The sequence below is a fragment of the Burkholderia vietnamiensis LMG 10929 genome, assembly GCF_000959445.1.
In the GTDB taxonomy this organism is placed as follows: domain Bacteria; phylum Pseudomonadota; class Gammaproteobacteria; order Burkholderiales; family Burkholderiaceae; genus Burkholderia; species Burkholderia vietnamiensis.
The window spans coordinates 2,932,390-2,958,487 of the sequence record NZ_CP009631.1 but is presented as its reverse complement, the minus strand read 5'-3'; the positions used below and the strand labels follow the sequence as shown (position 1 = coordinate 2,958,487).

General features: G+C 64.4%; 19 protein-coding genes. 11 read left to right on the top strand and 8 right to left on the bottom strand.

Features of this window, described 5'->3' with window-relative positions; translation table 11 throughout:
• The first annotated feature begins 6 nt into the window (after positions 1 to 6).
• A complete protein-coding gene (locus AK36_RS23285) occupies positions 7 to 795 on the top strand; it encodes a molybdopterin-dependent oxidoreductase (RefSeq protein WP_011884095.1) in 789 nt (262 codons plus the stop codon).
• A gap of 443 nt (positions 796 to 1,238) precedes the next feature.
• Positions 1,239 to 2,429, top strand: coding sequence for an EamA family transporter (locus tag AK36_RS23280; protein WP_045579292.1), 1,191 nt, complete (start codon positions 1,239 to 1,241; stop codon positions 2,427 to 2,429).
• Between the two features lie 19 nt (positions 2,430 to 2,448).
• Here AK36_RS23280 and AK36_RS23275 read toward each other — a convergent pair whose 3' ends face one another.
• The 7 genes from AK36_RS23275 to AK36_RS23245 all read right to left on the bottom strand — a co-directional run bounded on the left by AK36_RS23275 (position 2,449) and on the right by AK36_RS23245 (position 9,853).
• Complete coding sequence (locus AK36_RS23275) at positions 2,449 to 3,648, bottom strand: MFS transporter (RefSeq protein WP_011884099.1); 1,200 nt, start codon at positions 3,646 to 3,648, stop codon at positions 2,449 to 2,451.
• A 409-nt stretch (positions 3,649 to 4,057) separates the two neighbouring features.
• Positions 4,058 to 4,882, bottom strand: a complete 825-nt coding sequence (locus AK36_RS23270) for a phosphodiesterase (protein WP_014722779.1) — start codon at positions 4,880 to 4,882, stop codon at positions 4,058 to 4,060.
• Positions 4,883 to 4,920: 38 nt separating this feature from the next.
• Positions 4,921 to 5,952 carry an ABC transporter ATP-binding protein gene (locus tag AK36_RS23265; protein WP_045579291.1) on the bottom strand — a complete coding sequence of 344 codons (1,032 nt, stop codon included), beginning with the start codon at positions 5,950 to 5,952 and terminating at the stop codon, positions 4,921 to 4,923.
• Positions 5,953 to 5,978: 26 nt separating this feature from the next.
• On the bottom strand, positions 5,979 to 6,875 hold the full coding sequence (locus AK36_RS23260; RefSeq protein WP_045579290.1) for an ABC transporter permease: 897 nt from the start codon (positions 6,873 to 6,875) through the stop codon (positions 5,979 to 5,981).
• Between the two features lie 10 nt (positions 6,876 to 6,885).
• A complete protein-coding gene (locus AK36_RS23255; RefSeq protein WP_014722781.1) occupies positions 6,886 to 7,710 on the bottom strand; it encodes an ABC transporter permease in 825 nt (274 codons plus the stop codon).
• A 17-nt stretch (positions 7,711 to 7,727) separates the two neighbouring features.
• On the bottom strand, positions 7,728 to 8,756 hold the full coding sequence (locus tag AK36_RS23250) for an ABC transporter substrate-binding protein (RefSeq protein ID WP_045579289.1): 1,029 nt from the start codon (positions 8,754 to 8,756) through the stop codon (positions 7,728 to 7,730).
• Between the two features lie 71 nt (positions 8,757 to 8,827).
• Positions 8,828 to 9,853 carry a LacI family DNA-binding transcriptional regulator gene (locus tag AK36_RS23245; protein ID WP_011884111.1) on the bottom strand — a complete coding sequence of 342 codons (1,026 nt, stop codon included), beginning with the start codon at positions 9,851 to 9,853 and terminating at the stop codon, positions 8,828 to 8,830.
• A gap of 1,288 nt (positions 9,854 to 11,141) precedes the next feature.
• Between AK36_RS23245 and AK36_RS23240 the strand changes: the two genes are divergently transcribed.
• From AK36_RS23240 to AK36_RS23220, 5 genes are read left to right on the top strand one after another with little or no spacing between them, the layout of a single operon-like run.
• Entirely contained in the window at positions 11,142 to 13,673 is a 2,532-nt protein-coding gene (locus AK36_RS23240; protein WP_014722782.1) for a type VI secretion system Vgr family protein, read from the top strand.
• A 5-nt stretch (positions 13,674 to 13,678) separates the two neighbouring features.
• Positions 13,679 to 14,653: a DUF4123 domain-containing protein gene (locus AK36_RS23235; RefSeq protein WP_041493804.1), complete on the top strand. Its 975-nt coding sequence runs from the start codon at positions 13,679 to 13,681 to the stop codon at positions 14,651 to 14,653.
• Positions 14,654 to 14,696: 43 nt separating this feature from the next.
• Positions 14,697 to 17,597 carry a T6SS effector BTH_I2691 family protein gene (locus AK36_RS23230; RefSeq protein WP_014722783.1) on the top strand — a complete coding sequence of 967 codons (2,901 nt, stop codon included), beginning with the start codon at positions 14,697 to 14,699 and terminating at the stop codon, positions 17,595 to 17,597.
• Positions 17,594 to 18,325: a putative type VI secretion system effector gene (locus AK36_RS23225; protein WP_011884203.1), complete on the top strand. Its 732-nt coding sequence runs from the start codon at positions 17,594 to 17,596 to the stop codon at positions 18,323 to 18,325. Before AK36_RS23230 ends, AK36_RS23225 begins: the two co-directional genes overlap by 4 nt.
• A gap of 11 nt (positions 18,326 to 18,336) precedes the next feature.
• Positions 18,337 to 18,588 (top strand): PAAR domain-containing protein, encoded by a 252-nt coding sequence (locus AK36_RS23220; RefSeq protein WP_011884205.1) that lies wholly within the window; start codon positions 18,337 to 18,339, stop codon positions 18,586 to 18,588.
• Positions 18,589 to 18,639: 51 nt separating this feature from the next.
• Here the strand turns inward: AK36_RS23220 and tssF are convergent, their stop codons facing one another.
• Positions 18,640 to 20,451, bottom strand: a complete 1,812-nt coding sequence (gene tssF / locus AK36_RS23215) for a type VI secretion system baseplate subunit TssF (RefSeq protein WP_045579288.1) — start codon at positions 20,449 to 20,451, stop codon at positions 18,640 to 18,642.
• Between the two features lie 933 nt (positions 20,452 to 21,384).
• Here tssF and AK36_RS23210 point away from each other — a divergent pair.
• From AK36_RS23210 to AK36_RS23195, 4 genes are all read left to right on the top strand, one after another.
• On the top strand, positions 21,385 to 22,530 hold the full coding sequence (locus AK36_RS23210) for a porin (RefSeq protein ID WP_011884212.1): 1,146 nt from the start codon (positions 21,385 to 21,387) through the stop codon (positions 22,528 to 22,530).
• A gap of 214 nt (positions 22,531 to 22,744) precedes the next feature.
• A complete protein-coding gene (locus AK36_RS23205; protein WP_014722788.1) occupies positions 22,745 to 23,371 on the top strand; it encodes a flavin reductase family protein in 627 nt (208 codons plus the stop codon).
• Positions 23,372 to 23,643: 272 nt separating this feature from the next.
• Entirely contained in the window at positions 23,644 to 24,327 is a 684-nt protein-coding gene (locus tag AK36_RS23200) for an SOS response-associated peptidase family protein (RefSeq protein ID WP_045579287.1), read from the top strand.
• Between the two features lie 277 nt (positions 24,328 to 24,604).
• Positions 24,605 to 26,035 (top strand): purine-cytosine permease family protein, encoded by a 1,431-nt coding sequence (locus AK36_RS23195; protein ID WP_045579286.1) that lies wholly within the window; start codon positions 24,605 to 24,607, stop codon positions 26,033 to 26,035.
• Positions 26,036 to 26,098 lie beyond the last annotated feature (63 nt).

The window sequence follows — 26,098 nt, the reverse complement described above, 5'->3', positions numbered from 1 at the left end:
CTCATCATGTCCGAATCCGAATCCCCCGGCGAGCGCCGGCCGTGGACGCTCGACCGCCAGTCGCTCGCGCTCGACGTGCGGCGCGAGCTCGAAATGCCCTCCCGGCGCCTGTTCAACCGGCGCATCCTGACGCTCGGCGGCCTGACGATGCTGAGCGGCTGCACGCTGCACGACGATGCGTCGGTGAACACGTTTCTCGAGCAGGTGTCGCGCATCAACGATCGCGTGCAGGCGTGGCTGTTCAGCGGCGAGCGACTCGCGCCGACCTATACCGAGGCCGACATCACGCGGCCGTTCCCGTTCAATGCGTACTACGGCATCGACGAGGTGCCGCACGTCGACGCGTCGACCTACCGGCTCGTGCTGTCCGGTCGCGTGACCGGCAAGCGCGTATGGACGCTCGACGAGCTGCGCGCGCTGCCGCATGCGGAGCAGATCACGCGGCACATCTGCGTCGAAGGATGGAGCGCGATCGGCCGCTGGGGCGGCACGCCGTTCGGCGCGTTCCTCGCGCGCGCGGGCGCCGATACGCACGCGAAGTACGTCGGCTTCAAATGTGCGGACGACTACTACGAGAGCATCGACATGCCGACCGCGCTGCACCCGCAGACGCTGCTCGCGTTCGACTACGACGGCCGCCGCCTGCCGCCGGAATTCGGTTTCCCGATGAAGCTGCGGATGCCGACCAAGCTCGGCTACAAGAATCCGAAGCACATCATGGAGATCTTCGTGACCGACACCTATCCGGGCGGTTATTGGGTCGACCAGGGCTACAACTGGTTCGGCGGATCGTGAGCGGCGGGGCGGTGCGAGGCGCGCTGCGTCACGGCTGCGCACCGCGCGCGATGGTGGGCGATGGTGCGTGATGGTGGGCGGCGTCGCGCAGCGGCCGCCCCAGCCAACCGTCGACACACGCCCGACCTACCCGCACCGCCGCATCTCACCCGTGCCGCGCCCGCAAATGTCGCGCCGAAACGTCAGTCGACATCCTTTCGGCCGGGCCGGGCGATCCTTTCGAATCCTTGATGCCATAATGCCGGGCATGCGCGCACGATGCCGTGCGCGCACATCTTGTCCGACCCTCTGCCGCCGCTTGCCGGTTCCTATTCGTCGCCGTTCGCACTGTCATGTCGTTCCGCACGCTCGTCCCCGCTTTCCCGGTCCCGTCTGGGCCGCTTGCCGGTTGCTCCGGTGTCTTGCAGCGGAGCGCGCCACCTGCCGTGCGGGCGGGCTGAACGATGACGCCACTCGACCGTCTGCTGGATTTCCTCGCCCGGCTGCCCCGACTGCCATTGCGCATCCGCCTGCCGCAAAGCCGCGGCGGCCGCGTCGCACTGGCGCTGGTTTTCATCTACTTCGTCTGGGGCTCGACCTACAGCGGCCTGCATTTCGCGCTGCAGTCGTTTCCGCCGCTGCTGCTGTCGGGCCTGCGCAACCTGCTCGGCGGCATCGGGCTGTTCGTGTTCGCGCTGCGCCGCAAGCCCGCGCGGCCGACGCTCGTCGAAGTCCGCAACTCGGCGATCGTCGGCACGATGCTGGTCGCGCTGTCGTCCGGCACGATCGCGCTGGGGATGCGCACCGTCAGCAGCGGCTCGGCCGCGGTGATGGTCGCGACGGTGCCGCTCTTTGCCACCGTGATCGCGGCGGTCGCCGGGCGCCCGGTCGCGCGAGGGGAGTGGGCGGCCGTCGCGCTCGGGATGGTCGGCATCGTCGTGCTGAACTCGGGCGGCGGCGGCGCCGCCAACTCGGCGCTCGGCACCATCTGCGTGCTGGCCGGCGCGCTGTTCTGGGCAGGCGGCGCGCATCTCGCGACACGGCTGAAGCTGCCGTCCGACCTGTTTCTGTCGACGTCGCTGCAGATCGGCCTCGGCGGCCTGATGTCGACGCTCGCCGCCTGGCTGATGGGCGAGCGCATCGAGCAGCTGTCGGCCGGGCCGGTGTTCGCGTTCATCTACCTGATGGTGTTCTGCACGATGGCCGCGTATGTCGCCTACGGCTATCTGATCCGCCATACGAGCCCGATCATCGCGAGCAGCTGCATGTACGTGAATCCGATCGTCGCGGTCGCGCTCGGCGCGCTGATGCTCGGCGAACCGGTCACCACGGCGACCGTCGTCGCGACGGTCGCGATTCTCGGCAGCGTCGGGCTGTCGTTCGTGTTCGATCCGGCGCGCCGGCCGGCGGCCGACGCTTCGCCGGCCATGTCGTCGGCCACGTCGCCGGCCGCCGTCGAGCTGCAAGCCGGCGCTGCGGCCGCGCCGGATCAGCCGTCGATGCCCGAGCCCGCGCCGATCCTCGCGCCGTCGGCCGTGCCGCTGGGGGTGCCGGCGCCGGGCGCCGTCGTCGATCCGGCCGCGGTGGTCGAGCCCGCGTCGGTGTTCGCCGTGCCGCCCGCGGACCAGCCGGCCGCCTCGCGCACCGACGCGTGACGACGCCGCGCGGCGCCGCTCAGCTTCGGCGTGCGCCGCGGTGGTGGCACCATCCGGCGAGCGCGGTAAACAGCAAGCCGGCCGTGCACATCCCGATCCAGCCGAACGCATGCCATGCGGCGACGCCGATCGACGAGCCGAGCGCGCCGCCGATGAAGTAGCACACCATGTAGACGGTGTTCACGCGGCTGCGCGCGTCGGGCTTGAGCGCGTAGATGCGCGACTGGTTCGAGATCTGCGCGGCCTGCACGCCGACATCCAGCACGATCACGCCGATCACGAGCCCGACGAGGCTCGTGCCCGACACCGCGAAGATCGCGAACGACACCGCGATCAGCGCAATCGCGAGCGAGATGATCGTGCGCGGGCCGCGCTTGTCGGCGAAGCGGCCCGCATACGGCGCGGCCAGCGCGCCGGCCGCGCCGACGATCCCGAACAGCCCGGCGACCTGCGGGCCGAGATGGAACGGAGCGCCAGCGAGCAACAGCGTGAGCACCGGCCAGAACGCGCTGAACGCGGCGAACAGCGCGCCGCCTGTCAGCGACGCATCGCGCAGCCCGCGCAGTTCGACCGCCAGATGCCACATCGAGCCGAGCAGCTTGCCGTACGACAGCGTCGACGTCGGCGTGCTGCGCGGCAGGCGCAGCACGATCACCGCGGCGAGCACGACGAGCGCGGCGACCGACGCGCCGAACACCGCCCGCCATCCGAAATATTCGGCGACGAAGCCGGCCGCCGTGCGCGCGAGCAGGATGCCGAGCAGCAGCCCGCTCATCACCGTGCCGACCGCCTGGCCGCGCTCGGCCGGCGGCGCGATCTCCGCCGCGAACGGCACGGCCTGTTGTGCGATCGTCGCGAGCACGCCGATCGCGAGGCTCGCGGCTGCCAGCACCGCCAGCGACGGGGCGGCCGCGGCGACGATCAGCGCGATCGACAGGCCCGCAATCTGCATCAGGATCAGCCCGCGGCGGTCGAAACGGTCGCCGAGCGGCGCGAGCACGAACATGCCGGCCGCATAGCCGAGCTGGGTCGCGGTCGGCACGACGCCGATCCACGACGCGCGGTCCGGAAACGCCGAACGGAACGCGTCGAGCAGCGGCTGGTTGTAGTAGATGTTCGCGACCGACACGCCGGCGATCGTCGCGAGCAGCAACAGCAGGCTGCGCGAATAGTGCGGCGAGGCGGCGTCGGTCGAGCGGTCGGGGGCGGCGGAGGACATGGTCGCGACGGGACGGAGTGGAACGGCGGCGCGCGCGGCGCGGCGCACGCTTGTCGAGGGTGCCGATCATACCGGAGCGTCGCGAATCCTGCCGGCGTGCGGCCGCGCCGTGCGGAAGACGGGAGACGGGCCGCGCGAAGGCCGCGATGACGTTGTGCGCGGGGAGGGCTTAGGTGCGGCTCGGATCGGGCTCAGGTGGCGCTCCGGTCATGCTCGGGTCGTGCCGGTTCGTGTTCCGGTCGAGCGGGAGCCGCGCACCGAGCCGCGCCGGCGCGTACCGCCGCGCAGCGCCCATACCGACGTGCGCCCACGTATGCCGACGCACACGCGCTTACCTCGCACACGGACGCACACGCCAGCGTCCCTTGCCGGCGCCGCCCCTCGTCATCCCCCGCGCCGATGCCGCCCGTCAGTCGACCAGCTCGCCGCTCGGTTCATAGAACGGATACGGCCCGTCGCCTTCGTCGACATACACGTGATGCGACACGACGCCCGTGTCGGGCGCATGCGCGTGCACCGCGAACGCGGGCGGTTCGAGCCGGAACGCGGACGGCGCATCGGCGCGCAGGTCGAACGCGACCTGGTGCGCGGGCGCCGGCACGGCCGCCGCGAGCGTGCCGCCGAAGCGCGTGAACATCGTTCGGTGCACGTGGCCGCACAGCACGCGCTCGACGTTCGGATGGCCGCGCAGCAGCGCATCGAGTTTCGCGGCCGCGGCCGGCGCGAGCCGCAGCGCATCCATGTGGCCGATGCCGGACGCGAACGGCGGATGATGCAGCGCGACGATCACCGGCCGCTCGCGTGCGGCGTCGAGCTGCGCGGCGAGCCACGCGAGCCGTGCATCGCACAGGTCGCCGTGGCTCGCGCCCGGCACCTGCGAATCGAGCGCGAGCACGCGCACCGCGCCGATATCGAGCGCGTACTGCACGAACGCGCCGTCGTGCAGCTCGGCGCGCTCGGGGAACGCGCGACGCAGCGCCGCGCGGTCGTCGTGATTGCCGACCATCAGGTAGTACGGTATCTCGAGCGGCGCGAGCAGCGCCCGCAGATGCCGGTATTCGTCGTCGTGGCCGAAGTCGGTCAGATCGCCGGTGACGAGCACCGCGTCGGGGCGCGGCGTCAGCGCGTTCAGCTTCGCGATGCAGCGCGCGAGCGCGGCGGCGGTGTCGACGCGCCGGTACGCGAGCTGGCCCGGGCGCTTGATGTGGAGGTCGCTGATTTGAGCAAGCAGCATCGTGGGGTCCCGGAATGTCGGTTGATCGTGGGGCGGCGTCACGCGGCGAGCGCGATCAGCCCTTCGGCCGCGATCGTCAGGCCGACCGCCGTGCCGCGCGCGAGCTCGATGCGGCCCGGCACGTCGATCACGAGCGCATCGGGTGCCGCGTGCTCGATCGTGAGCCGCGTCCGCTCGCCCAGGAACGCGCACGCGCCGATCGCGCCGCGCAGCGGCGCCTTCGCGGGATCGGTGAGCTGCGCGTCCTCCGGGCGGAAGAACCACTCGTCGGCGGCATGCGGCGTGACGATCGAGCCGCCCGTCGTCGCGAGCGCGCCGTCGCGCCATTGTCCCGCGAGACGGTTCAGCGTGCCGATGAACTGCGCGACCGTGCGGTTCGCCGGCCGGTAGTAGATGTCGCGCGGCGTGCCGATCTGCTCGATGCGGCCGGCGCCCATCACGACGATCCGGTCGCCGAGCTCCATCGCCTCGGCCTGATCGTGCGTCACGTAGACGGTCGTCACGCCGAGCTCGCGCAGCAGCGCATTCATGTCGCGGCGCAGCACGTCGCGCAGCTTCGCGTCGAGCGCGGTCAGCGGCTCGTCGAGCAGCAGCACGCGCGGCCGCACCGCCAGCGCGCGCGCGAGCGCGACGCGCTGGCGCTGGCCGCCGGACAGCTGATCGACCGGTTTGTCCGCATGCGCGTCGAGCCGCATCATCGCGAGCAATTCGTCGACGCGTTCGCGCAGGGCGCGCGGCGCGGTCTTGCGGATCTTCAGCCCGTAGCCGACGTTGCCGCGCACCGTCAGGTTCGGGAACAGCGCGTAGTTCTGGAACACCATGCCGACCTGGCGGCGCTCGATCGGCAGGCGCGTCACGTCGTCGCCGCCGAACAGGATGCGGCCGCCGGCGTCCGGCGTGTCGAGGCCGGCGATCAGGCGCAGCGTCGTCGTCTTGCCGCAGCCGGACGGGCCGAGCAGCACGAGCGTCTCGCCGGCGCCGATCGACAGGTCGAGCGGTTCGAGCACGCGCGTGCCGCGGAAGGTCTTCGCGCAGCCGGTCAGGGTGATGGGAGTGGAGTCGAGTTTCATGGGGCAGGGTAAGGGGTGGCGCGACATCAGCGCGCGCGGCGTCGTGCGGCGCGCGTGCCGGACGGATCGACGCCGAGCCATTGCATCGCGACGAGCAGCGGCAGCGTCATCAGCAGGAACACGATCGTGTATGCGCTGCCGACTTCGAGGCGTAGCGACGCATACGTGTCGGCGAGCCCGACCGGCAGCGTTTTCGTATCGGGCGTGTGCAGCATCCACGTCAGGTTGAATTCGCCGATCGACAGCGTGAGCACCGCGAGCGCGCCCGCGACGATGCCGGGGCGCAGGTTCGGCAGCACGATGGTCACGAAGCGCGTGACGAACGACGCGCCGAGGCTCGCCGCGCCTTCTTCGAGCGTGCGCAGCTCGGCGCCGGCCGCCACGGCCGCGACCGCGCGCACCATGAACGGCAGCGTGAACACGACGTGGCCGACGACGATGAACCACAGGCTCATCCGGAACGCGGTGAAGCCGCCGTACACGACCAGCAGCGCGAGGGCAGAGGCGAGGCCCGGCAGCGCGACGGGCAGCACGAGCGCTTCTTCGATGGCGCGCGCCACGCGGCTGTTGCTGCGCGCGAGCGCATAGCCGGCCGGCACGCCGGTGACGAGCACGATCGCGAGCGTCGCGAACGCGACGCCGAGCGACAGCGCGACCGAGCCTTGATACTGCTGCCACACCTGCTCGAGCCAGCGCAGCGTGAGGCCGCTCGACAGGCCGCGGAAATAGTTGACGGTGACGCCGGCGAGCACCGACATCACGACGGGCACGATCAGGAACGCGCACAGCAACAGCGTGACGCTCCATTGCAGCGCGGCGATCGCGCGTGCGCCGCTCACGCGCGGCGCGCGCAGCGTGGCGCCGCGCGCGTCGGACGGGGCTGGCGCCGGCGACGGCGCGGATGAACCGGGAAGCGATTGCATGACTGCGTCCTCAGGCCGCGGCGGCGGCGGTGTGGCCGGCGAACCGGCGGGCGAGCGCGAGCACGGCCCACGTGACGATGCCGAGCACGATCGACAGGCCGGCCGCCGTCGCGATGTTCGCGTTCAGCGTGAACTCGGTGTAGATCGTCATCGGCAACACGTTCAGGTCGGTCGCGAGGGTGAAGGCGGTGCCGAACGCGCCCATCGCGGTCGCGAAGCAGATCGCGCCGGCGGCGATCAGGCCCGGCGCGAGCGCCGGCAGCACGATGTCGACGAAGATGCGCCACGGCGACGCGCCGAGCGAGCGCGCCGCTTCCTCGAGCGACGCGTCGAGCTTCGACGCGGCCGCGATCACGGTGACGATCACGCGCGGAATCGAAAAGTACAGGTAGCCGACGAACAGCCCGGCGACCGAATACGCGAACACCCACTTGTCGCCGGTCAGCTTCGAGGAGAGCATCCCGATCAGCCCTTGTCTGCCGGCGAGCATGATCACCATGAAGCCGACCACGACGCCGGGGAACGCGAGCGGGAAGGTCAGCAGCGCGAGCAGCACGCGCTTGCCCGCGAAGTCGCGGCGTGCGAGCAGCAGGCCGGAGATCGTCGACAGCGCGAGCGTCGCGAGCGTGACGCCGGCCGACAGCGCGACCGTTTCGCCGAGGCTCGTCATGTAGCGCGCGTTGCCGAGCAGCGCCGCGTAGCGCGCGAAGAACGCGCCGTCGGCGGACACCCGCACGAGCGCGGCCATCGGCAGCAGCCAGAAGGCGGCGAAGACCGCGAGCGCCGGCGCGACGAGCGCGACGCGCCAGCGCAGCGGAAAAGTGAGGTCGAGCATCGCGTCGTTCCTGCCGCTTACTGCATGATCTGCAGGTACTGCTGGCCGAACGCCTGCTGGCCGGTCGCCATCTTGCCGAAGTCGACCGGCTTGGCCCGTGCGTATTCGCTCGCCGGCAGGAACTTCGCGGCGAGATCGGCGCCGAGCGCCTGTGCGCGCACCGGCCGCAGGTAGGCGCTCGCCCACAGCTTCTGGCCTTCGTCGGACAGCACGAAGTCGAGCACCTTCTTTGCGTTCGCGTCGTGCGGCGCGCCCTTCACGAGGCTCATCACGTACGGCACCGCGATCGTGCCTTCCTTCGGAATCACGAATTCCACGTTCGCGTGATCCTTGTATTTCGCGCGATACGCGTCGAAGTCGTAGTCGAGCAGGATCGGAATCTCGCCGGACAGCACGCGCGCATACGCGGTCTGCTTCGGCACGATCGGCGCGTTCGCCTTGAGCTTGCGGAACCAGTCGAGGCCCGGCTTGAAGTCGTCGAGGCTGCCGCCGAGCGCCTGATTCACCGCGACCGCGCCCGCGTAGCCGACGAACGCGCTCGACGGATCGAGGTAGCCGACCATCCCCTTGTATTCCGGCTTCAGCAGATCGGCCCACGAGCGCGGCACCGGCTTGCCGTCCAGCGCATCCTTGTTCACGAAGAAGCCGAGCGTGCCCGAGTGGATCGCGAACCAGTAGCCTTGCGGGTCCTTCAGGTTCGCGGGGATGTCGTTCCAGTGCGCCGGCCGGTACGGCGCGATCACGCCCTTGTCCTTCGCCTGGAACGCCGACGACACGCCGAGATAGACGACGTCGGCGACCGGGCTTTTCTGCTCGGCGATCAGTTGCGCGATCGCCTGGCCCGAGTTCTTGTTGTCGAACGGCACGCGGATGCCCGTCTTCTGCTTGATCGCCGCGATCTGCGCGGCCCAGTCGGCCCATTCGGGCGGGCAGTTGTAGCAGATGGCGGTTTCGTCGGCGTGGGCGGCGGACGCGAGCGCGACGAGCGCGGCGCACGCAATGGGCGCTGCGACGAGGCGCAGCAGCGAGGTCAGGCGAAAGGACACGGTGGATCTCCGGGCAGGGTGGGGTAGCTTCGCGTGCCGCGCGCGGGCGCGCGGCGGGTGCATTCGGGGGTTCAGGCGTTGCGGGTTTGCAGGTCGGCGGCCGGCGGCGCGACGGTCGCGCCGTCGCGCACCGTGTGCGGCAGGATCAGCGACGTGCGTTCGATCGACGCGCCGCCGATGCAATCGACGAGGCGGCGCCACGCATGGCGGCCGATATCCTGGTTCGGCGTCGCGACGCTCGCGAGCGGCGGCGTGAGCAGCTCGCCGATTGCGATGCCGTCGAAGCCGAGCACCGACAGGTCGTCGGGAACCGAGAAGCCCGCGCGGCGCAGGCCGCGCATCACGACCATCGCGAGCAGGTCGTTGCTGCAGAACAGCGCGGTCGGGCGCGTCGCGCGCGCGGTGAGATGCGCGAGCACCGCGTCGGGCAGCTCGGCGGCGTTGAAGTCGACTTCGACGGGCGGCAGCGTCGCGACATCGGCTTCGGCGAGTGCCTGCGCGTAGCCGAGATGACGCTGGCGCGCGCGGTCGGATGCGGCGAGCGAGCCGGCCAGCATCAGCACGCGGCGATGGCCGCGCGCGGTCAGCAGACGGACGCCGTCGTAGGCGGCGCGGCGGTTGTCGACCGACACCGACGGGCGGCGCTGCGTGTCGTTGTGCATCAGCACGTAGTGCGGGCCGTCGCGATCGAGCATGTCGAGCAGCGGATGCGTGTCGGCGTCGGCGACGGTCAGGATCAGGCCTTCGACGCGTTGTTCGCGCAGCGTTTCGATCGCGTGCCGCTCGCGGGCCGCGTCGTATTCGGTCGTCATCAGGATCAGCTTGAAGCCGGCCGCGGTCGCCAGTTCGTCGATGCCTTGCAGGCAGTCGGCGAACACCGGGTTCGCGATCGTCGGCACGACGACGCCGACGAGGCGCGTGCGCTCGCCGCGCAATTGACGGCCGAGCGGGCTCGGGCGGAACTGCAGCGTGTCGATCGCGGTGCGGATCGCCGCCAGCGTCGCGGGGCTGACGGTGTGCGGCGCGTTGATCGCACGCGATACGGTGGCGATGGAGAAGCCGGCGAGGGCGGCGACGTCCTTGATGGTCTGGGGCATGGCGTGACGCGATGTAAACGTTTTCGGCGAGTGGATTATCGAAAACGTTTGTGACTTCGCGATGACGCGCGGCGAGGCAGTTTCGCAAGAACGCGTGGCGGGGGATGCGGGCGTTCGGTTGCGCACGAGCATGGCCGATCCGATTGTAGCGGCGGGAGGCTGCGGCGCGGGAAACGAGCGGCGGCGATGGCGGCGGCGCTCATGCGCGCGGCGCGGCGCGATGCGCCGCACCCGAATCGGGGAACGGATGCGCGAAGCAATGGTAGAATCGCGTCCGCCCTTTTGCCGGGGTGATGAAATTGGTAAACATAGCGGACTTAAACGATTGAGTGCCCGGCCGGAAACGGCCGGTGCAGAACCCTTCAAATTCGGCGAAACCCCTGATGCGCGACGCGCATCGAGGCAACACCGAGCCAAGCCTCGCGGCGCAGCGCCCGCGAGGAAGGTGTAGAGACTAGACGGGGGGCGCCTAAAGCGCACGGGCAGCGATAAAACGCCCGCGCGCGATGGCGAAGGCATAGTCCAGCGCACGAACGGCGTCGTCTTGGCGACGCCGGCTTTGAAAGAAGCAGTGTGACGAAAATCCGCCGCCTTAATTGGCTTGCCGGTTCGAGTCCGGTCCCCGGCACCAAATATCTCCGCGAGACGCCGAACGTAGCCTGAGTGCCGATCTCCAGTGATCGCGTCCGTGCCCTTGCGGGGTTCCGGATTGCCGCGTGCGTGCAAGCGTCCAGCAGTTGCGGCCTGCCTTCGACATCGGCTCATCTCCAATTGGGACCCGCTGATCTCCGTCAGGTCTCGATCAAACTCCAAACACTCCTCGGGTCGCATGACCTGATAGCGCACGCAGTCGACCGACAATGGTGTCTTGTTGTCAGACCGGTACAGCACCTTCTGTTGCCGGCCGCGCGAGCCCAGCCTTCCAGCGGTTGTTTCAGGGCGAGCTCTCTTTGCCACGACTTTGCCTGGGTTCGGCACCGACATACGCCATTGTCTGAACGAGACGCATGAGCGAAGTGCGCCGATGCGGAAATTCATCGACGGAGCGGCCGTAGCTGGCCGGGCTCAGGAAGGTGATATGTGATTCAAGAAATCCGGCTCACCAAGCAATCGGAAAGTTTTTCCTGAAAGAATGTGAAAATCCGGTAATTTTCACGCGTGAACGTCAGATTGCCAATTCATTCGAAATAGGCCGGTATGCAAGGCGCGCTATCGTCTTGTTCAGAAAGGCATTTATAATCAGCCCTCGGCAGAAACCCCACCTGAATACCAACCAAGGGAATGCTGCATGGGCCACACCGCACTTTATAAGACGCTGCGTCTCGGCGACGCGCAATACAATCGTCTTGTCAAACTCGATACGCCGCTTGGGGTTGACTGGTTATTGCCGCTTTATGTAAAAGGAACGGCTCGACTCGGTCGCGATTACGAATTCGAGATTGATGCCGTTTCGCCACGCGGCAGCCAGATTGAGCTGAGTGCGCTACTCGCCAAGCCCGTCACGCTCTGGATCCAGCAGACGGACGGCTCGTACATGCCGATCCATGGCTACGTCCACCGTTTCAGCCGGCTGGGTGCGGATGGCCCGTTGACTTTTTACAAGCTGGCGTTCTCGTCCTGGCTTTACTTCTTGCGCCTGCGCCGCGACATGCGCGACTGGCAGGAGCAGAACGGCGAACAGATACTGGTGGACGTCTTCAATGAGCACCCGCAAGCGCGGGGCGCGTTCCGCATCGATCTGCACAAGCCGCTGCCGTCCTATTCGAATCGCGTGCAGTGGGAATACGACCTGAATTTCGTCTATCGCAGCATGGAGGAGGTCGGCGTATTTCCGTACTTCGAGCAAGCCGAAAATGGCCGATCGCACACGATGGTTGTGACGGACGACGTTTATTTCGTCCCTCAACTGAAACAGCCGGTTGTCGAGTTCGGTCCCACCGAAATCAGTGGGGAACTGGATGGATTCGCGCAGTGGAAAGAGCAGCTTCAGATCGACAGTGCGCAACTGACGTCGCGCTCGTTCGACTACAAGCGCCCCGATCTCCCTCGCCAGGTACAGGGCGTGACGGACGTGAACGGCGAGTTGCCGACCGATGGGGAAATCTACGACTACCCTGGCGCGTACATGTGGTCGGACCGCGAGCAGGGTGAGCGTCTTGCGCAGATTCGGCTTGAAGAGCGCAAATCGCGGATGAAGCGTTTTCACGGAATAGGCGGCTTGCGCTGCGCGATGCCGGGGCGGCGCTTCGAACTTCGCGGTCATCCGGTGCATGATGCGGGCAGCCAACCGGATCGCGAATTTGTTCTGCTCGGAGTCGACTGGCTGATCTGCAATAACCTGCCTGGTCTGGACGAGGCGGATCAGTTTCCCGACGGGCTGGCTGCAGAAGTTGCGCAAGCAAAGGCTGGCGCAACGGTCCGCCACGCAGACGGCAGCGAAGGTTTCTTTCAGGTGGTGGTGGAGGCGCAACCGCGCAACGTCCCGTTCCGTAGCCCGTTCGAACACAAGAAACCGGTCATGCAGTTGCAGAATGCAATCGTCGCCGGGCCGAGCGGGGAAGAGGTGTACACCGATTCACTGAACCGGGTGAAGGTGTGGTTCCACTGGAATCGCCGCAATGGCCAGGATGAACGCGCATCGTGTTGGGTACGCCCGACGTTCCTTGATGCAGGCTCCAATCGTGGGGGAATTCAGCCGCTGCGCAAGGGTGATGAAGTGGTGGTCGGTTTCATGGAAGGTGACTGTGACCGGCCCGTGATCATTGCGAGAATGTACGGGGGTGCTACGCAGCCGGTGTGGCACACGAACGGCTTGCTGTCGGGTCAGCGCTCGCGTGAATACGGCGGCACTGGCTACAACCAGCTCGTAATGGACGACTCGACGCAGCAGAATCGGGTGCACCTTTACTCGAGCAGCTATCAGTCCCACTTGCATCTGGGGTACCTGATCCAGCAGACCGACAATACGCGCGGCGCTTTCCTTGGAAGTGGGTTCGACCTTAAATCCGACGCCTACGGCGCCATTCGGGCGGGACAGGGCTTGTTCGTATCGACCCACCCGACCGCGACGAACCAGCCGTTGAACGTGACCGCAGCGTCCGAGCAGTTGGCCAGTGCGGAGACCGTTATCGATCTGACGTCGCAGGCGAGCTCGTCGAATCAGGCTGAAAGTTTGCAGGAAGGGCAGGACGCACTCAAGAAGTTCACCGACGCGACGCACTATAGCGTGAGCGGTGGGGCTGGCAGCGGCGGCCGGACCGGTGGCGGCGGCACGGGTAACGCGAACGGCTTCTCGACGCCGATCATGCTGATGGCGAGTCCTGCGGGTCTGGGGCTGTCGACTCAGGATTCAGCGCAACTGACGGCCAACCAGCAAGTCAATATCGTGAGCGGCAAGAGCACGCACGTGGCGGCCGGCAAATCGCTGATAGCGAGCGTGATGGAGAAGATCAGCCTGTTCGCGCAGAATGCAGGGATCAAGTTGTTTGCGGCGAAGGGCAAGGTGGAAATTCAGGCGCAGAGCGACGAGATGAAGCTCGCGGCGCTCAACGACGTGACGATCACGAGTTCGAACGGGAGAGTCGTGATTTCGGCAGAGAAGGAGATCTGGATCGGTGCGGGTGGATCGTACATAAAGATAACGCCTGATCTGATCGAGAACGGGACGAGCGGGCAGATTCTCGAGAAGTGTTCGAGCTGGGATAAGCCGGGGGCGTCGTCAATGCGCCTGCCTTCACCGATTGCGAGCGTGCCGAAGGGGTGTGCCTGGAAGACGGCTTCGGCGGCCGCAGATAGCGCTTCGAGCGTTGTGCTGGAGTAGTGAATATGGAAAACTCAGACGCGCTCGGTATGGACGACTCGCCGGAGGTCATCGCGATAGACGCGGCCGTCAGCAGCTTGCGCACATACTTCAGCAAGCGGCCGGAGATGCACTGCTATCTTGTCGTCGATCCGAGTCAGCGAGATTTCACGAATGACGACGAGGAAGCCCAGCGGTTCCGCCAATTGAAGCGTGCGATCGTGGAGGTGATGCACGATGCGTTTCCTGACAATCACCGGCCATATCTCGTTGAGTTGGACCTTAATACTCCGGAAGGGGCTGGAGCATTTGCGGAGAGTGTGAGGATTGCCTTCGAGGACCGTCGTCCTATGTCAATGGCCGAAGGACTGGGGCAGCGCGTCGGTGGGTGGCTCGCCAGTGACGCATCGTTGGACGAGGTCGCGGAGCATTGGGGCCGCCACGTTTTGCAGTACAACGAGGAAGGGCTGCCGTGTGTGCTGCGCTTCTACGACACGCGAGCCCTTAGTCTGATCTGGCCAGTGCTCTCCCAAGAACAACAGCAGACGCTACTAGGGCCCGTAAAGGTATGGCATGCGCTTGACGCGAGCGCTAAACCTCGCACGTACAGTGTGTTGGCCGGGTCACGTGCCGATCTGTCGTTGACGACCGAGCAGTGGCAGCAGATTCATCGTCACGGATCGGTCAATAGAGCGCTTGCGTTGTATGCCATGAAGGTTGATCGCCAACCGGAACCCTCCGAAATTGCTGCAGCAGTCGCTGCCGCGGAGCGTGCAGAGCACTATGGACTGTTCGACCGGGACGATCGCGTGGCATTTGTCGAGAGTGCTCTAGCATGGCACCCGCAGTTCGACCTACATCCGAAGGTGCTGCAGCTTTTGGGTGCTAGAGCGCCAGACAAGTTTTATACGGCAGCAGTTAGTGTATTGACGGAACAAGACATTGTAGAAATTAGAGACGGTGCTTGGTACGAGCGATTGAGCGCTTCGTCGCCCCGTTGATTGGTGTTGGCAAAATTGCCTGAATTCGATACGAAGAGAGCGTATGGCAGCAAATAACCAGAAATGTGCCAACTGTGAGAAGACGGGGTTGCCGATCTTGCCGGTGCGGTACGCAGTCTTGCCCAACACGATCAAGGCCAAGATGCCCGCCGGCATCGTCGGCGACCGTGTCACCAATGTTAGCCTCTCCGAGCATCAGTATGGTTTGCGGACCTTGCGCGACGGGTGGCTCTATCTTTTCTACGAAGTAGGTGCACGTGGTCCTAATTACTGGGAAGTGTACAAGGTGACTGAAGACGGTCGGTTATGGAAGCAGTCGCGACCGCTCCCGTCCGTTCCGACGACCCATCCGAACTGTGCATTGTGTGCCATAGCCGTACCGATGGATGTCATCGCGATCGAGCAGCCCGAACTCTGTACGGGCAAGGTCTATATCGCATTCTCGCAACTTGCATGGCATCCACGAACATTCGATAAATACGAGATTTACGCAGACTTGCGTGAACAACGCATGCAATGGATCGAGCCGTCAAAATGGATCGCTACCGGAAAGGATGGGACAGGTCACGCGGTCGTTGCAACTGAGTCGTCAGTTAACGATGTACTCGAGTACATGCCGGGCCTAGACGCAAAACAGTTGCGCCCGTTTGACGACAAGGAGCGCTTTACTGCAGACGATGGTAGCTATCGAGAAGATCTGCTTGCCCGTGAGGTGTCGCGTTATCCTTTGAACATCCGACAGGCATCGCCACTGTCGGCGAGCCAGTCGCTTGTGAAAATGATGGTCCACGTTGGACAAACGGATTCTGGTGGAGGCCGGGCTACTCCGTCGAACTATCCCCCAATGTTGTTCGCTTTGTGGGATGCGGTCGGCAACGTTCACGAACTGAACGGCTTTCGCAACGACCCGGTGTCCTGGCTCGACCGATACGGATCGCAGCAGGAAGTCGGCATGAAAGTGATGGCCCTGAATGACATCGACACGGCCAAACGTATCGTCGATTCGCGTACGAAACAGAGTCTCGCGAACCAGGAGGCCATGGCGAAAGAGGCGCATGCCATGACTCCGCTCGGCTCGGCGACAGCCCGAGCTGGTTTGGCGGCGCAACGCACCAGAGCACTGGCGGGCGCCGATGCTGCGCGTGCCAAGGAGGTCAATGCGTATTATGACGATCTCGACTGGATGGCTGCCAACAACATCCCGGGAAGCTATCAGACGCGTCTTATCCAGATTGGCCGATTTAGCCGCGCGGGCAGCGCGAGTTCAAGCGCGCCTTACCTTGGCAAGTACCGCGACGAAATCATGAACGAAGCGCGTGAATATGCGAAAGCGCAACCCGGCTTCCATGATCGGAATCTGGACGGAATGCAGAAGTTCGAATGGTCTCGATACGAAGCTCGACTTCAGCGCAAGCGCATCGAGGATTTCCGCAAGCCATACAAGAAATTGCAAGACGCGGTGTTTAAATTGCAGGAAACGCGTAGCGACGATGTCGGGAAATGGTTGCGGGCAAAACTTCTTGTGGACACGCTTGAGGACTATTACTGCGACGATCTTAGTGACAGCTTCGAGTTCGAGGTTGCGGTAGCAATGGCAATCGACGGGTTGGGGTCCACACCCAAAGGACTTACGATTCTCGATGATCTGGTGGGGCGTTGGAAGCCGACGGACAAGGAAAGCATAGTGTGGCGAGCGGTCGCCATGAATCATCCCGCAGGCCGCGAGGAACTTGGGAAATTGCTGGCGAGCGCGCTGGAGCACAAGGATAAGCCATTAGAGGACGATGGTGTCAAATATGTCGTAACGGCGGTGAAGTATATTGGAAAACTGACTGACTACTATAAGAAATATTCAAAGTTGGCGCTCGAAACAAACTCGGCGAAGATCTCATACTTGGGGGCAATGTACAAAGAGCAAGGGCGTGACGTTTTGCTCATGACTATCGGTGACCGTGTTTTCGACAAACTCCGAATCAATAAGTTGGGGGATTTTGTCGGGGAGAAGATTGTTCAGACGCTGTTTCTCCAGCGAGCGGGCTTACCGGTCGAGGATGCGCTGGCACTCGTCCGCAAGCAGGCGCTGTATGACAAAGTGAGCCGAAGCGAAATTTTGCAACGCTTTCGTACGGCGCGAACCGTGTTAGTGGCGTCGACAAAGGCGGGGCCGAACCCAACCACCGAGCTGTATGAAGTGTGGGAAAAGTTGAAGGCCGACAATGATGCGAACGCGATGAAGGAGCTTCGTCTGGGTCGTATTGCGGTGGTTGCTGCGCTATGTGAGCTGGTGAACTTCTGGCATCTGTTGTCGGAGGCCAAGGACGAAGATACCACCACCAAATTGATCAAGTCGGGCGCATCGCTCAGTGCGTCGATCATCACAATCACGATGACTCCGTACTACGGGACGCTGAAGAAGGCTGTTCGGACGATGAGTTGGAAGATGGTGGGGGGCTTTTTGTCCGGAGCTGGGGCATTTGCTGCAGCGTGGTTGGACTATGGGGCAACTCAAAAAAAGCTGAAGAGTGGCCAGTATGACGTAATGTGGGTTTTGGTCGCCAAAACGTTGCTGGGCGTCGCCTCCGGCACGGCCTTCGTCATCGACGCCATCAGTACTGCTGCACCGTTATTCAAGAAGTTGGCGGCCCGCTCAGGGAATAGAGTGGTCATCATGGCGGTCGAGACTGTTGCCTCGCGGGTGGCAATGGTTGCATCGCTCCGAGTGGTAAGCATGCTGATTACGTGGGAGGCGACGATTGCGGTGTTTGCACTTCAAGCGCTTGCCGATGTCCTGACCCCGAACGAGTTGGAATCGTGGTGTTCTCGCTGTGCATTTGGCACCGGGCAAGAGGCTATTCTTCGTGTGAAAGATCACAGTGTCGAAAAATACGCGGATATGGTAGAGCAGGAAAAAGCCTTCGATAAGGCAATGACGGAGATGGCATGAGCTTAGAGCGTGAATACCCAGTTCAGGTATTGCGAGGCACGATCAGCAGGTTGAAGTGCCGACGGCGTCAGCAGGACTTTGTCTTGAATGATACCGAGCATGCTTATATGCAGGCAACGGCCGCAGGTGCTGCGTTGGCCGGCATGGGGGCATTTGCGATCGGATTGGTCCAATCGTCGGCGAATTCCGAGGAGGAAGCTGACTGGGTGGAATTTGAACTCGACGGCAAGCAGATCGAGGGATGGCTCTGGAAGATGCCGATGACAGATGGTGACGAGGTTGAAATTGTTGCGGAACCGAGGCCGCGTGACCGGTACTTTGCGTATTCGGTCCGGAGAGTCGGGGACGATACGGTTGCGGTGTACCCGCATGCGACGAGGGGCAGGACTGCCCTTTATCGATGGCTGATGAAGATCATGCTGTGGTTTTTTGTGCCGATCTACGCCCTAATGTGCTTCATGCTGTCACGTGATGCAGGTGGTATCGACAGGACGACTCTCGTGATAGTGCTCGGCGGGGCAGGTGCCTTTTCTCTATTGATATTCTGGATCTTATTTTATCGCGCTTATCTGAAGATGAAGCGCTTTGCCAAATTGGCTGAAGTCATTTTCTCGTGCTACGGCTGGAGCGACGTACGTAGGATTAATCTGGTGCGTTCGTCGAAGCAGATGAGGTCGGAGAATCCGGATCTCGAATATGGTATTCACTATTTTCGCTATCGTTCGTAAGGTATTCTACGATGATGAATTTCATCCGCGTCGGTGATGATACAGACCACGGCGGCAAGGTGATCACGGGTTCATCGACGATGCGTTTCGACGGCCGTTTCGTTGCTCGCAAGGGGGACGAGGTAACCTGCCCCCAACACCCAGACGTCAAACCGAATTTGATCGAAGAGGGCGATGAATCAATGACGGATAACGGTGTTCCGATTGCCCGGCACGGTCACCGGGCGACCTGCGGGTGTCACCTGATTTCGAGCCTTACCTGAGCGGCACGCGCTACCGAGTGACTTGATCTTCACGGTTTGGTGATAGAGAAATCAGGCGAGCATGACTGTGCCTGGTCGTGGCGCACAACGTCGAATTTCGCCGCCAGTGTTCGCCGACATCACGACAAGCTGAACAAAGCTGGTCGCCGGCGCATGCACAGCGAAGAAGTGGTCCATCACGCCGATGAACGCGTTCAAGCTGATGGCCGCAAACGCTTGTTCGTCGATCGTCAACGTCACTTCCAGACCGCGTACGAAGCTCGGCATCGGTTTTCCTGGAAGCCAGAGTTGTTTGGCCCGATGGCTCAGGTTCGTCAGTCCATCGAGCAGTTTTGCGTGCCCCGCTGAATGAGCAGTGAATTGGCGGAGCAGGCGTTTCAGCTCGGCAAGCCCGGTGCGAGTCAATTCGATCGAGTGTGGGGCAAACTGCGTGATGAGCCGCCAAGCCGCGTCGCCTTGGCTCGACAATCGCGCGACTTCGGTCGGGGCGTCCAGCATAACGATGCGTGAAACCATCGTTCCCTGCTCGTTCACCAGATCACCATTTTCGGCGCCGGCCCGCATCGTGTGCGGGAAACTGCCATTCGAACAGGTAACGTCGGCCGTTATTTGTTCGATTCCGGTGTCGGTTGCCGGTCGGCCGTCGGGGCCGACCAAGCTGACCGCAGTTTCCTTCTTTCCCGATGGCGAGGCCGCGTTATGGTGCGCGAGAATCCAATAGGGGCCGGCCGGCTTGGCGGAACTGCCGTGCATGAGCGACACGAACGGATGGATGATGCTCGCTCTGGAGCTAGCCGTCGTGGCACGGACCGAGTCGACAGACCAAACTTCAACACCCGCAACGTCCGTATTCTGGGATTGCACGGGATACGTGTTCGTGATCGGATTCCGCTTGAGTGGTAGCGACGTAAGCCGAAACAGGTTGACGATCGGCGTGCAAAAGAGCTTCAGATTGTCCGCCGACAGATTTTTTAGTTGCTGTGCCGTCCACGACTCTGAATGAACGCCGCAAATGGCGAGATGCAAAGTGAGCTGCTGGCTGGAGCCCGCCGTATGCGCGAGCGCGGCGAGATCGAGGTCAACGAAATCGAATTTCTTCGGAAACGCAAAATATTCGCTCAGTAGCCGCAGCGCGGGCGGGCCGTCGTCTTCGTCGACAAGCTTCTCGGCCTGATCGTCGCCGGCGGCGCCGAGCGGCGGTGTGGCCAGCGTTGACCAGCGACGTTCGGCGTTTTCGACGAAGGCGGCCGCCGTGCGCATCGTCATCGTATCCATTGCCGCACCGACGATTTCGCGAGGGCCGTTGACATGGATGCGCAACGGGCTTGGAACGGCTTCGAAGCGAAAGTCGGGGCGCGCAGCCTCAAAGGTGATGGAGAGCAGACCGGTTGTGCCGGTGGGCAGCACGACGTTGGAGGGAACTGCGGTTGCAGACGCGTAGCGCGCCGCCGAGATTCGCACGGGAGCTAACGTTACGTCATATACGGTTCGGAACAGGCAGTCGTCCGTTTTGCTCGCCAGTTCCGTGCCGCGGGCAATAAGCGACGGCTCAGTGAGCTTGTCGAACATGTCTGAGACATCGAACTGGGCAATTGCGCACGCGGGAATGGTTCGAAGAAACTGGGGATACAGCATCCCGAGGAGCGCCTCGGCGAATTCCGGATAGTTGTCGTCGAGCCGGCTGCCTATATCCGCGGCGAGGAGAGCGAACGACTGCAGCATCCGTTCAACGTGGGGATCCTCGGAGTGGTCCCCGGAAATCCCGAGGCGAACGGCAATTTTGGGATAGCGCGTTGCAAAGATTGCAACTGATCGGCGCAGTAGTGAAAGTTCTCGTTCGTAATGCGGAAGCAGATGATCCATCGCGCGAAATTATGAACCGGCCGGACAGTAAAACGCCATGTCTCCGTCTGATGCTATTGCGCTGAACAGTGTCGGGCGCGCCAACGATTGACGTCGCTATGATAACCGCTTAACCGAACGAAACCCGCCGATTACGTCGATTGCCTCGGAGCCTTGCTGGACACGGCGATCAGCGCGCCCCGAACATTTGTACTGCAGACAACGCATTTTTGTCGCATATACCCGTTCAACGAGACGAATCGCGCCCAATGCCGGGTCCCGGTCGAGTCTTGCGAAATGCAGCGTAAAAGCATGGGCTGGTTTGTCTGGATTCGACCTGCCGAGGGTTGAAGAAAAAACACCGGCTCGTGCGAATATGGTCACGTAACCCGTATCAGTCCGCGCAACCTGATTCGTCAGCGGGCACTCGATTGCGGAACGCGCGCAGATTGACGCCACGGCCCGCATGGGGCAGCCCGCGCAGATGGCGGATTCAATTTGCCCGAACGCAAGATGGCGAGCTGAACGGGCCAGAGTTTCATAGATGGGCCGCTCAGCGCGTAGCGCCGTTCAAACTCGACGGGTAACAGGTCGTCCGCGAGACCGTGTTGACGATCGGGCTTATAAAACACGTCCGTGGCGACCATTGCACGCCCTTCGCGCTTCCTGCCGCTCGCATCGCCCGCCCACCACGCACATCGTTTGGCATCGTCGCACACGCACTTCGCCACCCGCTATCCCCCATTCGCACCGCCAACCCCCCCGCTAACCCATTTCCCTCCCCCCAAAACACCCTCGATTCTGCACAGCACCTTTGCAACGCCGGTCACTAACAGCGGAAAAACGGCTCATTACACTGCGCCCGTCGCATCGCGGGGAAGCATCGATGCGACGCGAATTCGCAGCGCGTAAGCAAAGCGACCGGAAAACGAATGACTTGGGGGGTAAATCATCATGAACAAGCGTTGGGGGATCATCGTGCCCGCCGCATTGCTTGCCACGGCCGCGCATGCGCAAAGCAGCGTTACGCTGTACGGCAAGATCGAGGACGGCATCAACTACACGAGCAACGCACGCGGCCACGGGACCGTGCAGTTGCAAAGCGGCTACGACTACGGCAGCCGCTGGGGCATCAAGGGCACCGAAGACCTCGGCGGCGGCTATCAGGCCATCTTCCAGCTCGAGAGCGGCTTCGACGTCAACACCGGCAAGATGAGCCAGGGCGGCCGCGAATTCGGCCGCCAGGCGTTCGTCGGCATCGCGTCGGACCGTTACGGCACCTTGACGTTCGGCCGCCAGTATGACCCGAGCGTCGACATCTTCTCGCCGCTCACGGCCAACGGCAACTGGACCGGCTATCTGTTCGCGCACCCGTACGACAACGACAACACCGACTACTCGTTCCGCGTCAATAACGCCGTCAAGTACGTGTCGCCGGTGTGGCACGGCATCACCGCGGAAGCGATGTACGGGTTCAGCAACCAGTCCGGCTTTGCGAACAACCGTCTGTACGGCGCCGCGCTGCAATACCAGCAGGGCGGGCTGACGGTCGGCGCGTCGTACCTGAAGATCAACAACGCACACAACGGCGATTCGAACGGCGCGATCACTGGCGACAACACGTTCGACGCGTCGTCGCAACAGAACATCGGCATCGGCGTGAACTATGCGTTCGCGAACGCGCTGATCGGCTTCACGTACTCGCACGTCGACGTCTACGACCCGACCGCCAACGCATACTTCACCGGCACGACGCAGCCGGCCGGCGGCAGCTGGAACGCGTGGAAATTCGACAACTTCGAAGTGAACGGCCTCTATCACTTCACGCCCGCGCTGTACCTCGGCGCGGCCTACACGTACACGCAGGCGCGCGTGTCGTCGACGGTCGGCTCGTTCAATCCGAAGTGGCACCAGCTGAGCACGAAGCTCAACTACGACATGTCGAAGCGCACGTCGGTGTTCGTCGAAGGCGTCTATCAGCATGCGATGAACGCCCACACCGGCACCGACTTCGACTACGCGTACGTTCCGGGCGCAGCCGACATCTCGTCGGGCCCGAACCAGTACGTCGTGCGCGTCGCGCTGCTGCATCACTTCTGACCGACCGCTCACCCGCGGACACCGCCCGGCAAACAGCCGGGCGGCGTGCAGCCGGCGGCTGCATCGGCCAGGCTCCGGCGCCGCAACCGGTGCAGCGAATGCAGGCTCGTGTGATACTGGGCGCCGCCCGCCGCGCCGCTCGCATGTGCTTCACGCGGCCATGCGCAGCGGGCGATCGCCTTCCACGCACCTTGTCCGCTGCCCGAGCTCCGTCATGACGCACCCGACCTACCACTATTACGAACCCTCGCAAGGCCACGGCCTGCCGCACGATCCGCTGAACGCAATCGTGGGCCCGCGCCCGATCGGCTGGATTTCCTCTCGCGGCAGCGACGGCACGGTCAATCTCGCACCGTACAGCTTCTTCAACGCGTTCAACTATCATCCGCCGATCATCGGCTTTTCGAGCACCACGGCGAAGGACAGCCTGCGCAACGTGCGGGAAACCGGCGAGTTCGTCTGGAACCTCGCGACGCGCGATCTCGCCGAGCGGATGAACCGGACCTGCGCCGCGGTGCCGTACGGCGTGAACGAATTCGAACTCGGCGGGCTGACCGCGATTGCGTCGCGTCTCGTCGACGTGCCGCGCGTCGCGGAAAGCGGCGTCAACTTCGAATGCAAGGTCACCGACGTGGTCCCGCTGCGCGATCACCGCGGCGGCGAGACGTCGGCCACGCTGGTGCTCGGTGAAGTCGTCGCCGTCCACATTCGCGACGATCTGCTGAAGGACGGCATCTTCGACACGTTCGGCGCGGGCATCATCCTGCGCGCGGGCGGGCCGACCGCCTACGTGCACGTCACGCCGGACAGCCGTTTCGACCTCGCGCGTCCGGACGCGTGACCAAGGCGGCCTGAGCCGTCCGGCGCGCGGCCGCCCGCACCCGCAACGCTCCGCCTGACTGGACGAGCGCGCGGGGCGGTTCGCTCGGTGCGTGCCGGCACGACCGCCTGCGTCGAATCGCGGATCGACATCGCGACGCGCCGTTCATCCGGCCGGTGCAGCGAGCGACGCGCTTCGAGCCGCACGGCCCGCCTCGCTCCGGCCGAAATCGCACAGCCGCGGGATGCAGGCTGACCTACGATGGAAGCATCGCATCCGTCGTCCGTCGAACCATGTGCACCCACTACCGTGCTCCCGGCGAAGACCCGGGCATCAGCGAGCTGCGAATCGGCATCGGCGATCTGTTCGACCGCGAGCCGTGGGCACCCGACGTCTATCCCGATCACGCGGCGCCGATCGCACGCGCCGACGGCGACGGGCTCGCGGTCGTCAGCGCGGTGTTCGGCTTCTGGCCGAAGTTCATGCAGCCCGAACGCGTCGACGAGAATGGCCGCAGGAAACGCAAGCTGGACACGGTCAACGCGCGTGCGGAGACGGTCGGCTCGTCGCGGCTCTACGGCAACGCCTGGCGCAACGGGCAGCGCTGTCTGATCCCGGTGCGCTGGATCTACGAACCCTGTTACGAGACGGGCCGCAACGTGTGGCACCGGATCGGCCTGGCCGGCTGGCAGGCGTACTGTGTCGCCGGCATCTGGCGACGCTACGTAAGCGCCGACGGCCGCGAGCGCATCGGCATGGCGATGCTCACGGTCGACGCCGACGGCCATCCGCTGTTCGCGCGCATGCATCGGCCCGGCGACGACACGCGCGGCGTCGTGATCCTGCGCCGCGACGACTACGACGAATGGCTGCATGCGCGCGACGTCGAAGCCGTGCGGCTCATGCTGGCGCTGCTGCCCGCCGACGAGATGGACGCCGCGCCGGAACCGCCTCTGCCGCCGCCCGCCGGCGCTTGATCTTTCATCTTTCATACGGATCGCTGACGGTCCGGAAAGGCTGATACGCGCGGCGTGCGCGCACCATCCCGACCGCACCGAGTGCCTCGGGTAATCACCTATATCGTCCTAGTTGTATATACAACAATATCCGCTGACCAATGCCGGCGCCCGTCGTTCGAACGGCGGGCGGAAGCCGCAGAAGCAGAAGCACTTCGAGAAATTGAAACAGGGCGGCCCGACCCGGCGATCGTGTCGGCGACACCCTCCGTGATCCTCAGCATTCTGGAGATTTCCCGTGTCGACGAATTCCAGCGAAAGAGCCGGCGGTCTGATCGAGGTGCGCTCGATCGATTTCATTCCCGATGCCGAACGCCACGGCGGCCTGCTGAGCCAGTTCACGCTGTGGCTGTCGGCGAACCTGCAGATCACGGCGATCGTCACCGGCGCGCTCGCGGTCGTGCTCGGCGGCGACGTGTTCTGGTCGCTGATCGCGCTGCTGCTCGGCCAGCTCGTCGGCGGCGCGGTGATGGCGCTGCATGGCGCGCAGGGGCCGCAACTCGGGCTGCCGCAGATGATCTCGAGCCGCGTGCAGTTCGGCGTCTACGGCGCGATGATCCCGATCGTGCTCGTGTGCCTGATGTACATCGGTTTCTCCGCGAGCGGCTCGGTGCTGGCGGGGCAGGCCGTCGCGCAGCTGCTGCACGTCGACGACGCGGCCGGCATCCTGCTGTTCGCCGCGGTGATCGTCGCGCTGACGGTGTTCGGCTATCGCGCGATCCACTTCGTCGGCCGGATCGCGAGCGTGGTGGGCGTCGTCGCGTTCGTCTACATGTTCGCGCAGTTGTTTGCGCGCCACGACGTCGGCGCGCTGCTCGCCAACAAGCACTTTTCGCTCGCGAGCTTCCTGCTGTCGATGTCGTTGTCGGCATCGTGGCAGATCGCGTTCGGCCCGTACGTCGCCGACTATTCGCGCTATCTGCCGCGCTCGACGTCGTCGGCGGCCACCTTCGCCGCGGTCGGCCTCGGCTCGGTGATCGGCGCGCAGGCCGCGATGGTGTTCGGCGTGTTCGCGGCCGCGCTGGCAGGCAGCGGCTTCGCGCATCACGAGGTGTCGTACATCGTCGGCCTCGGCTCGACGGGCGCGGTCGCCGCGTTGCTGTACTTCAGCATCGCGTTCGGCAAGGTGACGGTCACGACGCTCAACGCATACGGCAGCTTCATGTCGATGGCCACCATCGTCAGCGGCTTTCGCGGCAAGCGCGCGGTGTCGTCGCGCAGCCGCGCCGCGTACATCTTCGGGATGATCTGCGTGTCGACCTTGATCGCGCTCGCGGGCCGGCATTCGTTCCTGAAGGAATTCACCGCGTTCATCCTGTTTCTGCTCGCGTTCTTCACGCCGTGGAGCGCGATCAACCTCGTCGACTATTACTGCTTCACGCGTTCGCGCTACGACGTGCCGGCGCTGTCCGATCCCGACGGCCGCTACGGCCGGTGGAACGCGATGGCGATCACGATCTACGTGGTCGGCATCCTGGTGCAGCTGCCGTTCATGTCGACGCACATCTACACCGGCCCGCTCGTCCACGCGCTCGGCGGCACCGACATCTCGTGGATCCTCGGCCTCGTCGTGCCGGCCGCGCTGTATTACGTCGGCGCGCGCGCGTCGCGGCGCAGCATCCCGGAGCATCTGATCCTGCCGCTCGAACACGGCGGAATTCCGCACTGACGTCGCGCGCCCCGCGCAGCGTTCGCGCCGCCGCATCGCGCGCCGCCGCATCCACGGCCCGGT

Coding starts and splice junctions, on each gene's coding strand:
- AK36_RS23285 (WP_011884095.1), top strand. CDS start 7: ATGTCCGAATCCGAATCCCCCGGCGAGCGCCGGCCGTGGACGCTCGAC.
- tssF (WP_045579288.1), bottom strand. CDS start 20,451: ATGGATCATCTGCTTCCGCATTACGAACGAGAACTTTCACTACTGCGC.
- AK36_RS23200 (WP_045579287.1), top strand. CDS start 23,644: ATGTGCACCCACTACCGTGCTCCCGGCGAAGACCCGGGCATCAGCGAG.
- AK36_RS23245 (WP_011884111.1), bottom strand. CDS start 9,853: ATGCCCCAGACCATCAAGGACGTCGCCGCCCTCGCCGGCTTCTCCATC.
- AK36_RS23280 (WP_045579292.1), top strand. CDS start 1,239: ATGACGCCACTCGACCGTCTGCTGGATTTCCTCGCCCGGCTGCCCCGA.
- AK36_RS23205 (WP_014722788.1), top strand. CDS start 22,745: ATGACGCACCCGACCTACCACTATTACGAACCCTCGCAAGGCCACGGC.
- AK36_RS23255 (WP_014722781.1), bottom strand. CDS start 7,710: ATGCTCGACCTCACTTTTCCGCTGCGCTGGCGCGTCGCGCTCGTCGCG.
- AK36_RS23210 (WP_011884212.1), top strand. CDS start 21,385: ATGAACAAGCGTTGGGGGATCATCGTGCCCGCCGCATTGCTTGCCACG.
- AK36_RS23260 (WP_045579290.1), bottom strand. CDS start 6,875: ATGCAATCGCTTCCCGGTTCATCCGCGCCGTCGCCGGCGCCAGCCCCG.
- AK36_RS23235 (WP_041493804.1), top strand. CDS start 13,679: ATGGAAAACTCAGACGCGCTCGGTATGGACGACTCGCCGGAGGTCATC.
- AK36_RS23240 (WP_014722782.1), top strand. CDS start 11,142: ATGGGCCACACCGCACTTTATAAGACGCTGCGTCTCGGCGACGCGCAA.
- AK36_RS23270 (WP_014722779.1), bottom strand. CDS start 4,882: ATGCTGCTTGCTCAAATCAGCGACCTCCACATCAAGCGCCCGGGCCAG.
- AK36_RS23275 (WP_011884099.1), bottom strand. CDS start 3,648: ATGTCCTCCGCCGCCCCCGACCGCTCGACCGACGCCGCCTCGCCGCAC.
- AK36_RS23265 (WP_045579291.1), bottom strand. CDS start 5,952: ATGAAACTCGACTCCACTCCCATCACCCTGACCGGCTGCGCGAAGACC.
- AK36_RS23220 (WP_011884205.1), top strand. CDS start 18,337: ATGATGAATTTCATCCGCGTCGGTGATGATACAGACCACGGCGGCAAG.
- AK36_RS23230 (WP_014722783.1), top strand. CDS start 14,697: ATGGCAGCAAATAACCAGAAATGTGCCAACTGTGAGAAGACGGGGTTG.
- AK36_RS23225 (WP_011884203.1), top strand. CDS start 17,594: ATGAGCTTAGAGCGTGAATACCCAGTTCAGGTATTGCGAGGCACGATC.